General features: G+C 46.6%; 13 protein-coding genes. 9 read left to right on the top strand and 4 right to left on the bottom strand.

Annotated features, from left to right (window positions below; genetic code table 11):
- Nucleotides 1-203 precede the first annotated feature (203 nt).
- The 6 genes from QEH59_RS06905 to QEH59_RS06930 all read left to right on the top strand — a co-directional run bounded on the left by QEH59_RS06905 (nt 204) and on the right by QEH59_RS06930 (nt 3,353).
- Entirely contained in the window at nt 204-446 is a 243-nt protein-coding gene (locus tag QEH59_RS06905) for a type II toxin-antitoxin system Phd/YefM family antitoxin (protein ID WP_308984632.1), read from the top strand.
- Nucleotides 443-709: a Txe/YoeB family addiction module toxin gene (locus QEH59_RS06910; protein ID WP_308984633.1), complete on the top strand. Its 267-nt coding sequence runs from the start codon at nt 443-445 to the stop codon at nt 707-709. Before QEH59_RS06905 ends, QEH59_RS06910 begins: the two co-directional genes overlap by 4 nt.
- 73 nt (nt 710-782) lie before the next feature.
- On the top strand, nt 783-1,259 hold the full coding sequence (locus QEH59_RS06915; protein WP_308984634.1) for a hypothetical protein: 477 nt from the start codon (nt 783-785) through the stop codon (nt 1,257-1,259).
- 299 nt (nt 1,260-1,558) lie between these two features.
- On the top strand, nt 1,559-1,882 hold the full coding sequence (locus QEH59_RS06920) for a hypothetical protein (RefSeq protein ID WP_308984635.1): 324 nt from the start codon (nt 1,559-1,561) through the stop codon (nt 1,880-1,882).
- Nucleotides 1,879-2,118, top strand: a complete 240-nt coding sequence (locus QEH59_RS06925) for a hypothetical protein (RefSeq protein ID WP_308984636.1) — start codon at nt 1,879-1,881, stop codon at nt 2,116-2,118. Before QEH59_RS06920 ends, QEH59_RS06925 begins: the two co-directional genes overlap by 4 nt.
- Before the next feature lie 569 nt (nt 2,119-2,687).
- Nucleotides 2,688-3,353, top strand: a complete 666-nt coding sequence (locus QEH59_RS06930; protein ID WP_308984637.1) for a prepilin-type N-terminal cleavage/methylation domain-containing protein — start codon at nt 2,688-2,690, stop codon at nt 3,351-3,353.
- Nucleotides 3,354-3,565: 212 nt separating this feature from the next.
- On the opposite strand, the gene QEH59_RS06935 is transcribed toward QEH59_RS06930, so the two are convergent.
- Nucleotides 3,566-4,333 (bottom strand): hypothetical protein, encoded by a 768-nt coding sequence (locus QEH59_RS06935; RefSeq protein ID WP_308984638.1) that lies wholly within the window; start codon nt 4,331-4,333, stop codon nt 3,566-3,568.
- A 317-nt stretch (nt 4,334-4,650) separates the two neighbouring features.
- Between QEH59_RS06935 and QEH59_RS06940 the strand changes: the two genes are divergently transcribed.
- The 3 genes from QEH59_RS06940 to QEH59_RS06950 all read left to right on the top strand — a co-directional run bounded on the left by QEH59_RS06940 (nt 4,651) and on the right by QEH59_RS06950 (nt 10,855).
- Entirely contained in the window at nt 4,651-6,870 is a 2,220-nt protein-coding gene (locus QEH59_RS06940; RefSeq protein ID WP_308984639.1) for a right-handed parallel beta-helix repeat-containing protein, read from the top strand.
- Nucleotides 6,871-6,983: 113 nt separating this feature from the next.
- The gene (locus QEH59_RS06945; protein WP_308984640.1) at nt 6,984-9,062 is read left to right on the top strand and encodes a hypothetical protein; all 2,079 of its coding nucleotides are present in this window, start codon (nt 6,984-6,986) and stop codon (nt 9,060-9,062) included.
- Between the two features lie 5 nt (nt 9,063-9,067).
- The gene (locus QEH59_RS06950) at nt 9,068-10,855 is read left to right on the top strand and encodes a right-handed parallel beta-helix repeat-containing protein (RefSeq protein WP_308984641.1); all 1,788 of its coding nucleotides are present in this window, start codon (nt 9,068-9,070) and stop codon (nt 10,853-10,855) included.
- A gap of 8 nt (nt 10,856-10,863) precedes the next feature.
- On the opposite strand, the gene QEH59_RS06955 is transcribed toward QEH59_RS06950, so the two are convergent.
- From QEH59_RS06955 to QEH59_RS06965, 3 genes are all read right to left on the bottom strand, one after another.
- On the bottom strand, nt 10,864-13,290 hold the full coding sequence (locus tag QEH59_RS06955; protein WP_308984642.1) for a hypothetical protein: 2,427 nt from the start codon (nt 13,288-13,290) through the stop codon (nt 10,864-10,866).
- Between the two features lie 163 nt (nt 13,291-13,453).
- Complete coding sequence (locus tag QEH59_RS06960; protein WP_308984643.1) at nt 13,454-14,221, bottom strand: hypothetical protein; 768 nt, start codon at nt 14,219-14,221, stop codon at nt 13,454-13,456.
- A gap of 261 nt (nt 14,222-14,482) precedes the next feature.
- Entirely contained in the window at nt 14,483-15,937 is a 1,455-nt protein-coding gene (locus tag QEH59_RS06965) for a sulfatase family protein (RefSeq protein WP_308984644.1), read from the bottom strand.
- Nucleotides 15,938-15,959: the final 22 nt, after the last annotated feature.

A 15,959-nucleotide genomic window follows, 5' to 3' on the forward strand; every position in this document is an offset into this window, starting at 1 on the left:
TGTTAGACATAGGGAGCTGAGCCTGACCGCTCGGCTCCCACCTTTAACTCTAGAAAACCTTAAAATACACACGCGCCGCGTAGCGGCTTTGTTCATCCAGTCGAGCGACTCAATAGATTTCGCTGGCGCTCATCTGTGACTACGCTCGACGATGGCAAAAATGAGGAATTGACAAACGCACGCAATTACGCACGCTTTCAGTCATGACTACGATTACCGCAACCACCGCTCGGAATAAGCTCTACAAGCTTATCGACGAAGCAAACGATTCACACATCCCCATTCAGATAACAGGTAAGCGCGGCAATGCTGTGCTTGTTTCAGAGGATGACTGGAAAGCCATTTCTGAGACGTTACATCTGAGTTCAATTCCCGGGATGGTGAATTCCATCAAAAAAGGAATGAAGGAAAAAATTGAGGACTGCAGTGAGACGATTGAGTGGTGAATTATCGTATCGTATACGCCAAGCAGGCTCAGAAGGATGCGAAAAAAATCTCTCGTAGTAACTTAAAATGGAAAGCTATTGAGCTGATTGATCTGTTGAAGGAAGACCCGTTCAGGAAACCACCAGAATACGAACCATTGGTCGGCGATCTTTCAGGCGCTTATTCAAGGCGAATCAACATTCAACACAGACTGGTCTATCAGGTTTACGAAGAAGAAAAGGTCGTAAAGATTTTACGAATATGGACGCACTATGGCGATTGAATTGCCAACCAGGCAGGATAGGACAATTCCGTTCGTGCCTCACTCCATACCTACCTTTGATGTCGAGAAGAGAATGAAAAATAAAATCTCAATCGCCTTGGCACTTCTTGTTTCTACAACTGCACACGCGGTGTCGATGAGTTGGAGCGGAACGAGTCCTGAGGATGCTGCCCGGTGGCCTGCACAACTCGAAGAGGATATCATCCCATTCATCCCCGATGATAGTGAGTATCTACGCACTTCGGGATTATCTGCAGGAGCGAATTTAGAATTAACCACCGATGGTTTCAGACTGAATTTTTCGACACAGTTGGAGCAACCCACAAGCATCACTCTCTTCAGCTTCGATGAAGAAGAGAATCTCTCCTTTTCAAGAGCTATTGGGGTTGCACCAATTACCAGAGACCGAAACGGAACAACTCAATATCTTTATAGCGAAGAGTTCCTGCTGCCGCAGGAAGAATTACTTTCCTTCATTGACCAGCACTTGGAGCTTATTGTCCTCTATGGAAGTTTTAGCGACGTGAGAATGGAAGCTGATCAGACGTAGTTTTAACCGCAGAGCACGCGGAGAGCGCAGAGGAAAGGAACTCCCCTACTACTCAGCGGGCTCGGCGATCTCAGCGGTTAAAAAATCCCAGAGAAGAAGATTGAAGGAATCCATGAAGGTCAACGATACACAAATAATGTGAATTTTGTGTAGGCGTCCGACGAAGTGCCTTGCTTGCAGATTTAGTAATCGTGGTATTTTTTTGACATGGAATCAATCGAGACTGAGTTATGCATGGATTCTGCGGAGTCGGACCGCAAGGGGTGCCGGATTCGCAGTGAGAAAGAGTGGCGGAGGTATTGGAGCGCTACGACGCGAGCGGTCTGACGCAGGAAGCGTTCAGCCGCCGGGAAGGCATCCGCTACGGCACGCTGGTAGCGTGGCTGGGACGGCAGTGGCGTGTAGGTCTTTGCAAAGCGCCTGAGGTAAAGAAGGAAACGATTCGCTACGAACGCCTCAAAGCGTCCAAGCGTGAGCCTTCTGCCGAGCGCTTCGCGGATCTGCCGGTCAAAGAGACCATCGAGATTTTACCGGACGAGGTCCGCGCCAATCCTGAACTCGATGAACGTATCGGAATCACCGAAGAGACTTTTGAAGTGCGGATCACTCCGCCTCTGCTATGAAAGCGCAAATACATCCGCCCAAAGTTCCGCCACAAGCTGGACCGGAACCTGCCGCCGTATCTGGCTCCGGCTCCGGAGCGGATGATCGAAGGCGGCTACGCTTCCGCGCAGCTGATTGCCTACATCGCGCTGAACATAAACATGCGACTGCCTTGCTGGAGGGCTTCGAGCGCAAGTGGAACAACGCTAAGGGCAAAAAGAACTTCCTGTTCCTCGGCTCACCCGAAGCCGGGTAACGCAGCGCGATCATCTACTCGATCATCGTTTCCTGCGTGCACCATGGCGGCGACCCGCTCGCCTATATGACCGATGTCCTCGAAAAACTACCCACTATGAGCAATCAGGACGACCACACTTCTTGACGACTACAGGAGCGTGTAAACCACTCCAGCAAGGAAGCCCCCGTTGCAATATCAGCAATATTATCTGTTTTCTTAACCATGCTAAAATTTCTCTCGATTCAGCGATCATTAATCGCAGTCAAAACATACAGAAACACTCTATAAATAAGCAAATAGAGCTACGAAAATGAGCGTAAATGACATCCCAACATATAAATGATCAATTTGCAGCAATACAATAAAACAAAATCAATGAATGACTCATTCCCTCTTAATAAAGACATAAAGCAAGCAATAAAAGCTCGTGCAGACAAGCAAAACAGAAGATACCCTACATGCAATCTTTTAATGTAGCATTAACGACTCACCAATTTCGCTTGACTAAAGCATTTCTAAATTACATTTTCACACGAAAATTCCAAGCGAGCTGACACTATCGAAGTACAGCCAACACCCACCCCCCAATGAATACCCAAGCAAACTCAAAAAAGTCAGCTTTTACCCTGATTGAATTACTTAGTGTGATCGGCATTATTGCGATATTATCCGCAATATTAATACCAACAATCAGCAAGGTCCGTGAGTCGGCAAATACCACGAAATGCGCGAGCAATCTAAGATCAATAGGACAAACGATAGGCCTTATCGTCGCCGAGAAAAACGCATTTCCCTTTGCAGTTGAAGGCAGCTACTCAGCGTTCTCACAGCGCGGAGCTATTGCGACCAAAGCAGGCTACGACGAGGAAGACTTCCCAGCTGACGAGTTCACAAAATGGGATGCTAACCACATTTTCAATTGCCCGAGTTCTGAATCAACTAGCACCTACCGAGACTACGGGTTAAATGCCGTTGTCATGGGCTGGGGTCTCCCAGAGCAAAATCCACTCTACGAATCCATCAAACCAGTCAATCTCATACACCCCGGCGATACAATACTGAGCGCAGACAACGCCGCCGACAATCAAGTCCCCCAAACCAGGCCCTACTTCGATGTCAACATTTGGCCCTACCAACAAAACATTGGAGCTCGGCACAATGACAAAGCCAATGTGCTCTACGCTGATTATCACGTGGAAGCAATCCCCCCAGCATCGATACTCCCAGAGCAGATCGATCCGGCATTAAGATAAATAGAGTCGCATTCACATCACTACTAAGCGCCACCACATCCAGCGCAGCTACATTCTACATTGGCCCCAATGGAAATGACCAGAATAGTGGCACTCCAGTTCAAGATGGCAAGAATGGCAACTTCAACATCAATGAGCACATAGAAGAACCCCCATCAAACTTCTTCAGCATTCCATTCGATCAAATGGGTCCTAAGGAATCGCCATACGCCCTAATCCGCGAAGGCACGCGTAAAGAATTCAACAACAGGACTAGGATCCTTCAACCCGTGCGGATGATGCCCACGGCCAGCCACAACAATTTCTTCGTAACGCCCCCCAAGAGCCGAAAAGCGCCGCCCAAGACGAGCAGAATTCTCCTCATAAGGCACAATCTCATCTGCGTCGCCGCACACATGAAGCACTGGAATACCAGCTGCAACAATAGGCTCCAAGACAGCACGAGACAGGGGTTGACGTTCAAAGCACCGTGCCACCGAGTCAGACATTTGGTATCTGTCAATTAGCTTATTCCAGTCCTCAGGGCTCCCAACTCCAGCACCCGCACCGCCAGGCCAGCTGCGAAAATCACAAACTGGATTATCGGCATAAATCGCGCAAACCTTACTAGAGTTAACAGAGGAAAAATTATATGCGGACAGGCCGGCTCGACTTAGCGCCACAATGGCCATCCTCTCAGCGAGCCCCAAGAAAGCAGTTACAAAATCATACATCCGAGTAAATATATCAACCGCGACAGGACACCCGTAATGATCTGGCAGGTCCAGAAAAACCATTACCCAACCGCACTCAATCAAAAGCTCATCCGTTTCCGCAAATTGATTAAAAAACTCAGGTCGCCAAAACCAAGGCCGCCCACGTGCAGGATCTCGAGGCAACACGACTCGCATTTGCAAACCTTCAAATTCAAAATTCCAGCACCGATAGCCCCTCCAATCAGAAAGTTCAGCACCCAAAGAAACAAATCGTTCATCAATCATAGACCACCAAGCATTAGACGTTAGACAAGCAAAGAAAACTCTTCATTGTTTATTGCTGATATAATAAGCACACACACACAAACAAAAAGCACTACATAAATCACGTCAAAAAAAATTGATCAATATTGTTACATTAAAAAATTAACCGATCAAAATATCAATTGACGCACATCATTGAAACACCAATGTAAATAATGCAGAGAGGACAAGTGAACTAGCACATCAAACCGTCCATCGCTACCCCACAATGTAATAAACGTGATGTACGCTAATAAATCATAATCGAAATGTACCAAAAATGGTATCAATGAAAAAGCATGAATAAACTCTATCGAATTCGCATCCCTTTACTGCTATGGCTAGCCACAAGCTCATTGCCGGCGCTTAGCCACGCAGCAGAAAAAACGGCCACAACCTATTACATATCGAATCAATCGTCAGGTTCTTCTGATGGATCCTTCGAATACCCATTCACCTCACTAGAAGCAGCAAAAAAGGCGATACGTGAACAACGAAAAAACCATGCATTAAATGGCCCCATCGAGATCTACATTCGCGAAGGGGACTATTTTTTGGAAAAAACTGTGGAGTTTAATATAAATGACTCCGGAACGCAACAGTACCCAATAACCTACGCAGCCTATAAAGACGAAGAAGTGAATCTTATCGGCGGCACACGCATTCCGTTACGAGATTTCGAAGTGGTCACTTCGCCTACAACCCTCTCACGTTTACCAGAAACAGCCCAAGGAAAAGTGCTGAGCATAAACCTTGAGCAACGAGGCATTAGCAAACTTGGCAAGATGTCACAATTCGGCCACAGCACAGGCTTCCTAAATGCAGTTACTCCTTACAAAGACGGCACACCAACGCCACAACTGTATTACAACAAACTGTCAATGCAAATAGCCAGATGGCCCAACCATGACTTCGCAAAGGTTGACCAAGTCACTCAAAACGGATCCGTACCTAGACACTGGATGGATGACATGAAATTTTCTGAGAATAAAAGCGTACTGGCCACCTATATTCCTCCTGCAGAAAGAGAGAACCCTCCGCTAGGATTTAAATTCATACTCAATAACGATCGTATGCAACAATGGGCACAGGCCGAAGATGCTTGGATGTTTGGGTATTGGTATTGGGACTGGTCAGACCAAAGCGTGAAGATCAAAAATATTGACACTCAAACTCGTGAAATTTCCAGCGTACAACCGAGCGCCTATGGTATTCGCGAAGAACAACGCTTCTATGTATACAACCTCTTGGAAGAAATCGATATGCCTGGAGAGTGGTATCTAAACCGAGAGAACAGCACTTTGTACTTTTATCCCCCAGAAGGCGCGAAGGATGGAGAAGTCACCATATCTTTGCTAGAGCAGCCAATGATACAACTGACAGACGTCTCAAACGTAACCTTTTCTGGAATCAATATCGGAACTTCTAGAAACAGCGCATTTAGTATCAGCGGAGGAAGTAATTGCCTCATCAAAAACAGCACAATCAGCAAACTAGGAAAGACAGCAATATCAATTGAAGGAGGTAAGGCACACGGAGTCGTTAACTGCCACGTATACGATTTAGCTGCTGACGGCATACACATAAAAGGCGGCGACAGACACACATTGGAACCGGCTGGTCATTATATTGAAAACTGCCACATACATAATTTCGGACAACAAGCTAAAACATATAAGCCAGCAATAAAAATTAGTGGCGTAGGTAATCGCGCATCTCACAATACAATACACAATGGCCCACATGCTGGATTAATATTCGCTGGCAACGACCATGTCATACAGTTTAATGAAATATACGACGTCGTAAATGAATCTCAGGACATGGGAGCAATATACTCAGGCCGAGACCTAACAGCACGTGGAACAATTATAAGGCATAACTTCATACACGATATTAACGGTGTTGAAGGCGGTCATCCATACCTGATTCATGGCATCTATTTTGACGACCTTTATTCAGGCTGCTCCGTCTTTGGCAATGTGTTCAAAAACATGCCAACCGGTGTAATGGTCAACGGCGGACGCGATCACAATATTAGCAATAACATCTTCATCGATATATCCAATAAACCAATCATAATAGCTACATCTGGATTCATGAGTTGGCAACAGAAACACTGGAAGAATCATTCCTATGGGCTAAAATTCGACCCAAGAAGAGATGATATAACCAGCCAAGGTGGGCCTGCTGTTCCATGGGATAAAGCACCCTACGATAAATACCCCAATATGACCAATATCATAGATGACGAACCTCGACATCCCAAATACAATCAATCAACAAAGAATGTTTTTATCAATTCAGAGAAAACATTTATATGGGTGCGAGGAGAAGTCGACTTCGCAGAAGACCGAGTGCAGGAATACACCAATATACGAGATAATTTTAAAACTGAAACCGCCCCTGGCTTCGTAAATGCTGAAACCATGAATTTCGGTCTGAAGAGCAACTCTATTGTCTATCAGAAAATACCTGGATTTGAGCCAATCCCCTTCGAAAGCATCGGTAGACAATAATATCTTATGCCCTATGAAATGTAATCGAATGTGTTCATTCGCTCCGTCATCAGAACCACAGCGGTCTTTTACCAGCAACACATATATCAACTAAATCTTGCTGATTAATTATCTTGAAAACTCAAAATACAATCAAACTGCTCATCCTATGGTTGCTATGCATGACACAGTCTTATGCCCAAGCTCCCTCAAATCTGCGCTATAGCCAGGGAGAATTTTTAGTGTACACACAGGGTGATACTATCCCCTACAATTTTTTCCAATACGATGGCGCTGAAGCCACCTCAATTTCCATAACCCCTCCCCTACCTGCGGGCATTACCTTTGTCACCGACACGAGTCTGAACGAAGGCAGTATGTGGGGCACTCCGACCGTCACTGCCCATCCAACAGACCATCTTATAACTGTTAGAAACGCTCAAGGAAGCGCCACAATCAGTATCAACGTAGCAGTCTACGCTGCCGGCAACAATAAGGTATTGATCAATACCAACACGAGCCTAAAGCACTCAATCTCCGATGGCTTTGCCTCCGCAGTCACATGCTGGCTTACAGACTCCTCCGAACGACAAGACATTAAGCCTTCACTGGAACGGATGCGAACTGGGTCGCTCCGTTTTCCCTACGGTCACCTATCAGACAATTACCTCTGGCACGATATTGATGCAGGAAATCCTCATGCTGGACTTCACCCTATCATCGCCTCTACCTCTCAGCCCCCAGCAGGCTGGAGCTGGGCCACATCTAACGACGACACATTCATCAATGCCATGGACTTCGATGAATACATGTCCATCTGCACGGAATTAGGAATTAAGCCGCTGGTTGTCGTTAATATGCTTTCCCATAAATATAGTAATGGACCGAGTCTATCACACCTGATAGATACAGCTGCCGCTTGGGTGCAGTACGCTAAAGACAAAAACTACGAAGTTGCTTATTGGCAAATTGGCAACGAAATCGACCACCACTCGAATCTGCTCAGCCGCACAGAATATGTCACAGCTTACCATCAAATGGTTGATGCGATGAAAGCTATCAATCCCGACATACTAACGGGGCCGGGGATCCTTTCAGACATGAACTACATGCGTGCGGTGACTGATGCGAATCCAAACAACGTCGATTTTCTAAGTGCACACCAATACATCTGGAGTTTGGATATCGATACCTACGAAAAATGGCGCGACTTCACAGGCAATATGATCCCAGCGATCGACAACGCAGTGACTGTGAGTCGCGAATACAACAATATGCCCATTCTAATAACTGAAACCAATGCTTACGGATCGGCCGCTCTGCTCGAAGGAAACACTGTCAATAACTTTCTTAAAGCACTCTGCTGGTTTGAGCTATTGATGCAACAGGTGCACGCCGAGAATGCCGTGTATTCCTACTACTGGGGAACATCTGATCCATGGAATTACCAAAATGGAGGTCTTTCAAATGAAGAAAGTTATACTCTCCTAAAAAATGATGCCACCCTATCAATGCGAGCAGAGATTTCACGATTCGTAAATGAATACACCTTAGATGAAATGGTTCAGTCTCAAACATCCATTTCCAGGCTTCGCACATACGCCTCACTAAATTCAGCCAATGACCGCATCAATCTGTTCTTCTTAAATAAAGACAGCAATCGACAGCCCATAGACGTTACTGTTAATGGCATGAATCTCCCCGAGAACTACTCCGTGAGGTCTTATTCAGCAGATTCCCCCCACTCCTTAGTTGCTTCCTATACAAACTCTGCGGAGGGAGTCAGTATTAGTGGAAATAGTTTCACGATGGAGCTTTTACCGCTCAGCATAACTGTAGTCAGTTTCTACGCAGAACGTAGCTTTCAAACTCTATTTCCTTACTTATTAATGGAAGCAGATGAGAATTTAGACGGAAAATCCAATTATTTAAATTATGCCCAGGGCTTCAACCCCAGCCATTCAGCTCCAACTGGAGGTATCAATTTCAACGGAGAAAGCTTTCAGTTCGTAGTTCGAAACAATGCTACGGATGTCCAATATGCCTTATACTGGACAACAGATTTTTCCGAATGGAATCCGATGACCGCGGGCATCGATTATACCACAACTCTCGAATCCCAAGACACAGAACAAAAAGTTTATAAAGGAATTCTAGCCGAGTCTCTTCTACAAAAAGATAAATGCTTCTTTCTACAAAGCTTCAATAGATAACTATAATGCCTTCAAGAATAGCGCATTTCGCTACACTCCTCAGCTTTGCCGGATTATTTTGTGGCTTACCAGCCTCTGCTTTGGAATTTCATGTAGCGCAATTAGGTGACGATGAATCAATTGGAACTATAGATCAACCTTTTAAAACCGTGAGCCGTGCCAAGGCTCAAGTTCGTAAGGAAATTGCCAAGGGCCTCCGACAGAATATTATAATAAGCCTCCACCAAGGAGTTTATGAGCTATCAGAGCCATTAATCTTTAGCCCAGAGGATTCTGGCACCGAAGTATTTTCGATCACATATACAGCTCATAAGCAGGATACAGTCATACTGAGTGGTGGTCGTCAGGTAACAAACTGGAAAGCAGACAAGACTGGGAGGTGGAGCGCAGATCTGCCCAGGGTGAAAGCTGGCAAATGGTTCTTCCGTCAACTGGTAGTCAATGACCAACGCGCCACTCGGGCACGCTGGCCGAATACAGATGGTGATCTAAGTATCGAAACGGTAAGCGAAGACGTGAAGACCTTTAGCTTTAATCAGTCCCTGCCCTCAGCAAGCCTATCTGAACAGAATGCAGAACTGGTCGTTTTCCAGCACTGGTCAATCAGCCGCGGACGGGTCATTGCCTCAGACAATCAGCATGTGACGACAGCGACTCCCATGGGTTGGATCGGACACGGTCCCCACACCACCACCGTTCCAGAAAGATACAGTTACATCGAACATACGCTAGCTGGCTTAGATAAGCCTGGGGAATGGTTTCTCGACAGCACTAGTGGGACCCTACACTACATTCCCAGGCAGGGCGAAACTCGGTCGAATACGATCGCCGTGGCACCGCATTTGGAACGTCTCATCGTTATTGAAGGCACAAAAGACAGCCCAGTGCGTAACATTCATTTTCAAGGCATTCAGTTTGAGGATACCGACTTTCCGCTGCCAGACATCGGATACAACGAAATTCAGGCGGCTCATTATGGCACCACGATTGATGAGCGAATCTATGTACACCCCGTAGCGATCGAATGTTCTTGGGCGGAGGGCATTCAGTTCGAACGCTGCCGCTTTGCTCATTTTAATTCCTCCGCAATCGGGCTTGGGCCCGGGGCGCATAACAACTCTATCCTCGGTTGTCAGATTGAAGACATCGGCGGCAATGGCATTATGATTGGTTGGCGGGGGAAAGGTGAACTCGAGGGCGTTCTCGGTGGTAGGCTCGAATCTGATTGGGCGGATCCTTCAGACGCGCCGACCGGCAATGAAGTCTCCAATTGCCACATCAGGCAATGCGGTCAGGATAGCCGTGGTAGTTGCGGCATATTCGTTGCTTTTACGGCGAACACCCGGATCGCACACAATCACATCCATGACATGCCTTACACAGGGGTAACGATCGGCTTTCGTTGGAGTCCTAAATCGTCAACTCAAACTAACTGCCTGGTCGAAAACAATCATATCCACAACGTGATGAAGCAACTCGCAGACGGAGGTGCAATATACACACTCGGCGTCCAGCCGCAAACAACCTTCAGAGGCAATCATATCCACGACGTAGAACGCCGCCCCGAGGCAATCGGATGGCCCAACAACGGTTTTTTCATGGATCAATCCAGCAGCGGCTTCTTATTCGAACAAAACGTTGTCTATCAAACTGCAGGTAGTGCGCTACGCTTTAACGAAAGTAAACACGAATGGCACACTTGGAAGGACAATTTCTTTGAGAATCAAGCATCCGAAGCAGCACAGGCGATCATCGACGAGGCTGGTATAAAAAAACAGTACCGCTCACACTGAAATCAGTCTTATTTAAGATCTGTACTCCCAGAGAACCTAAGCACATTATCTGACATGGGGTCAATGATCACATCCCAATCAGTTTCGGGCCATTGCCATACCAAGCGAGTGACTTCTTCCATTTCACTACGCGTCACTTTTCCATAGTCATCGAGCTTAGTCAGAACAGGTTCCTGCACGATTTCCCCGTCCAAAGAGAATCCCCAAATATTAATAATTACATGATTTCGCTCATTCCTCGGTTGAACTTCAACTGGAAAATTATATCCCCAATAGCTCTCCTTACCCAATTCTTCCAAGACCGGGTAGCAGTCTTCCACCATCGAAAAACTAGCCAAGCCAATACTACGCTCCGGATATTCCAAAAGAATCTGCTGGAAACGCGCTCCATTTGCCTCCTTGTAGGCATCAGCGGTAATATCTAGCATTTTAAAACGATCAGAGACACGCCCCCATGATGCTGAAATGGCCGGCATCATCCTGACGACCAAAAGATTCCCTCCACGCTGCAAAGAATACGTTTGCCCGAGTAAGGGCGGGTTCACCTGATTAGTCAAAGCACGTGCACCAGACCTTGTGTTCGCGGGATGGGCCTTCGCTTCGCCAGCTTCCTCGACCTCCCATTGCAGGAAGGCCCAATCACCGGATGGCTTCCATAGCGCAACTGGAAAACTTTGCCATGCCAAGCCCCAAGAAATATGCTCGGCCTCGGGCATAATGGGAAAGTGACTCATGGCACCCAATCTAACATCATCGGCTAAAAATGCAGTCGCTTCAGTATCATCAAAACAAGGGATGCGTAACATCGTCGACTGACCAAACTCCGGCAGCACCTCCTCAAATTCAGAATGCCAGTCTAAATCGTAGTAGAATGTCTGAATCAGTGCGCTCTCTCTCCAGAAAGGATTAGTAATCTCTCCCGTTGCCTGATTCCAAGCTTCGATACGCTCCATATATGTTTTGCGGCTACCTCTTGCGGTAAATGAATAACTTCGAAGCGCAGGGACACGTGGGCCATCACCGAATTGGCTTTCAATGACCAACAGTTCCTCCATCAAATCTAGGTAAGTCGCGTATACATCACTTTCACGCTCTTCTGACAGAAGCAAATAAAGCGAGATCAAATCTAAGCACACACCTGCATATGTATCACTCATATGTTCACCCCATCCCCATCCTTCCTCTCTCCAGTAATCTGCAGCTCCAAGCATGCGCTGCTCAATTACTTCGATTTCGTAATCCGGCTGTCCATAAATTTCCTGAATCAAACGCGCTCCCACCAGATCGCCTAAATATTTGTTTGGATAAAAAGCTGAGTCTTTTTGAGCTTCAGCATAAAACAATGGGTAAAAATTTTCGAGTAACGTATCCAAAACATCAAGCGCACCAGTTGTCATCGCCTCTTTATGCATATGCCGTAGCAAAATCAAATTCCGCGCCACAAAGAATGGAATATTTGAGTCTGTGGGCGCAGGGTCCTCATACCTAAACTTCATTCGGCCCGTTCCCGCCTCTTGCAAATCCAATAGTGCCCTCAAAACACGTTCGATCCGTGCATCCGCCAGCAAACCATAACGTGCAGCCAATAACAAGGATCCCGATGCAAGCCGAGATTCATGCACCATTTGAGTTTCCTCTGCCTCCTTGGCTTTGCCATTAAGGGGACGTCCCCATAATCCCAATTCTTCAGACCATGATAGATCGCCAACATTCAGAACATCCCAAGTGACAAGCTCAACTTCTTTAGACGGCAAGTCCGAAACTTCCAAGAGGGAGATGGCAGCAAGCGTCGAACGACTGCTACGACCAGGCAAGATTTGTATGGACTGACTCGACGCATCAGCCTTCCAGCTAGTCGTCCAATAGTAGCCCGCTTGAGCTTCCTGCGACTCAAATTTCTTTGATCGCCCTGAATTCAGCGCATCAGGATCATTCAAGTAAAAACTCGTAGCCCAATCCCAATACAATCCTTGAAGTTGATATATCTTTCCGACCGTTAGACCTGAGAAATTTAATACCAGCCCGTTGCCATAATACTTCGACTTATATCCCACGCCCATCAATCGAGCCAAGTCTACATTTTCATCGTATTGGGCCTCGGCTTTATCCATCGAACTGTAGTCAATCGAAGCGCCAAGATCAATGAGCTCGGCAGTCACCCCATTCGCTGAAATCGGATTCCCAAAAGAAAGTTGCTCAAAGGTGATGCCGCTCACTACGGGTAGCGGCAGCCCTCCCCTGACATTGCCCGCTAGAACAGGGATCCCGTCCTTCAGTAGCGAACTCCCCTCGTTATCATTCTCAACTGGATATGGCCCTTGGAAGACAAACTCCCCGCCTTGAACAATCGCACCACATACAAGGCAAGAAAACGCAATACAACGCAATCCGCAAGATATCTGCATCGACAGATTTCGTATAAAATTATTTTTCATGGAAACAATTAATTTTAATAAAAGTTGGACAGAGTCCCGCACCCGACAAAGTAAACCAAAAAGCATAAAAATATCTTACTAACTTAAATTAAAAGATCCTCGCCGAACTGACACACGACGAGGATCTTCAAATGAATTGAACAATAAAGTTTCGACTAATCAACTAGCGACGGCGACGTGCTAATACAAGCAATGCCATACCCCCACCAATGCACAAAGCATAGTTTTGAGGCTCTGGAACAGTGGCTGTAAAATTGTCAAAAGTAACACCAGCAACACTGCCAACATAGAGTCCGAAGGCATCACCGACACTACCTCCAGTATTTTTATTCGAACGAGTCATCGTCGCTGCGACTACAGTTACATTACTAGTGATGCTCTCAACAATCACATCAACGTCATTCGCCAACAACCCAGAAGACACCGTCATGCGAAAAACATCCGTTTCGTTGAAAAGAGTCGTATTAGGAGTTACAGTCGAATTCCAATAATATGCAGTCACAGCTGTTCCACCATTAAAATTAATGGCTTGTAAATATCCGTCAGTCGAACGGAAGCGGATCGCATACCCAGAAGCATCGGACTGGTCATTCGATGCGACATCATCTCTGCCCTGAAACCAGATACCGACCAAAGAACCGCCTGTAGTTGTAAAATCGACTGAGATGGAGAAGTCCGTGGGATCTTCAATACTAGCAACTGAAGGATCTAAGCCAAAAACCGACGGATCAAATGAACTGACACCATCAGGCAGTACGGGTACTGCTTGGTTACCTTGAATTTCTAGGTTTGCGGCATTGCCTTGATTCCATGCCGAACCGAGAGAATCACCATCGGTTCCAGTGAAATTATCAGAGAAACTTTGCGCGGAGACAACGGCGGGAAGTAGAGCTAGAAAAGCACAAAAGGCGAGATTTTTAAGGGGAATCATATCTATTGGGATTTTAATTGTGATTAAGAACAAGAAGTAATCGTAAAGACGATTAACCATATACCAGTAAGATTCACCACCATGTCAATTTAATTCCCTATAATTTTACATGAAAATTAATGGTAATTAAATTGGCGCAATTTTGATATATTATTTTACTGTATAGAATAGATTCTCCCCAACACAGGGATAAACCGAAGGAAACCTAGCGTATAAAATCTTCGCAGAGGCAAAAAGAGCAAAACATTATTGGCTGCCCCATCATTCCGGCCAGGGGTAATGGTCCGTCCCGGCCGCTGCTTCAATGGATACCTGAGGCATTTCAGCGCGCAAGTGCTTCAGTTGCTGCTGCATCTCCTTAGTCACTCCGCGTTCATAAGCCGCTAGATTATTAAGCTCGGTCGGATCATTGGGGATATCGTAGAGTTCGACACGCCCTCCCCCAGGATTCGAGAGAAACTTCCAATCACCGACCCGTAGCGCCGTGTATGGGCTTTTATGGATAACGTGGCCGAAGTCGACTTCGTAGTGAAATTCCCAAAACAAGGGAGTGCTACGCTCCATCGGCCCGGAGAGCAAGGCAGGTAACACATTTTCGCCGTCGGGAGCCGCAGGCCCCGATGGAACTTCAACCCCAGCAAGGGCACAAAAGGTAGGCATCAGATCCACAGCAGCAAGCACAGACTCACGATCCACTTGCCCTGGAGCAATCGTTCCGGGCCAGGAAACAATAAAGGGCATGCGAATTCCCCCTTCATAAAGGCTTCGTTTACGTCCTCGAAAAGGACCAGTGCTCCCAATACCACTGTGCGATGCTCCTCCGATCCACATTGTTTCCGGACCGTTGTCGCTGGAAAAAACGATCAGTGTATCCTTTTCGAGTCCCAGATCTTCCAGCGCAGCCACCAGTCGCCCAACCTGAATATCCAAATCATTAACTGTTGCGTAATAAACAACCTTTGCCCCTACGTGAGAGATATGCTCTGGATCCGGCGCAAATTCATCGATGAACGGTGCCATTTGCTCATCAGTAGGATTTAGAACTGTATGCGGCGTCAAAGTCCAAGCGCTCACATAGAAGGGCCGACCCTGATTGGCTCGAATAAATTCAATGGTCTCGTCGACAATGGCTTCAGTCGATTGCGCTCGAAAATATGGATTCTCCTCGCGCGCAACAGGAAGCTGTGGGCCTGAGGCTAAATATGCTTTTGAAAGATTAAAGCCGTATTCGGTAGGTGCTGGAGCACCTACACCCGAAGGGAGAGACAAATGCCATTTCCCAAAATGCGCTGTAGCGTAGCCAGCCTTTTGTAACTGGCGTGCATAACTAGGCGCCGAGGGATCCAGCCAATTTGGCATCCCTCGCTCCGCATTCTCCTCGGGGGCAGAGAAATGACCATACACTCGATTACGAACTGGAAACTGCCCCGTCAGAAAGGCTGCCCGACTCGGAGAACAAACGGAAGACATCGCATAGAAATTCGTAAAGAGTTTTCCACCTGCCGCTAACTGATCGATATTCGGGGTCTTGAGCTCAGGGTGCCCGTAGCAGCTCAAATCCCCCCACCCCAAATCATCAGCGAGGAGGAAAATAATATTCGGTTTACGAGCTTCGGAATTGCTCACATCCGCGTTTTGAGCAAGTGCAGCGACGCAGGACAACAACAAAGCCGTTCCGATGACGGTCACTAGAGATAGAGGTTTAAATTGCTTCATACATTTATAATAATTTAATCTG

The organism is Thalassobacterium sedimentorum (genome assembly GCF_031127905.1).
Classification (GTDB): Bacteria; Verrucomicrobiota; Verrucomicrobiia; order Opitutales; family Coraliomargaritaceae; genus Thalassobacterium; species Thalassobacterium sedimentorum.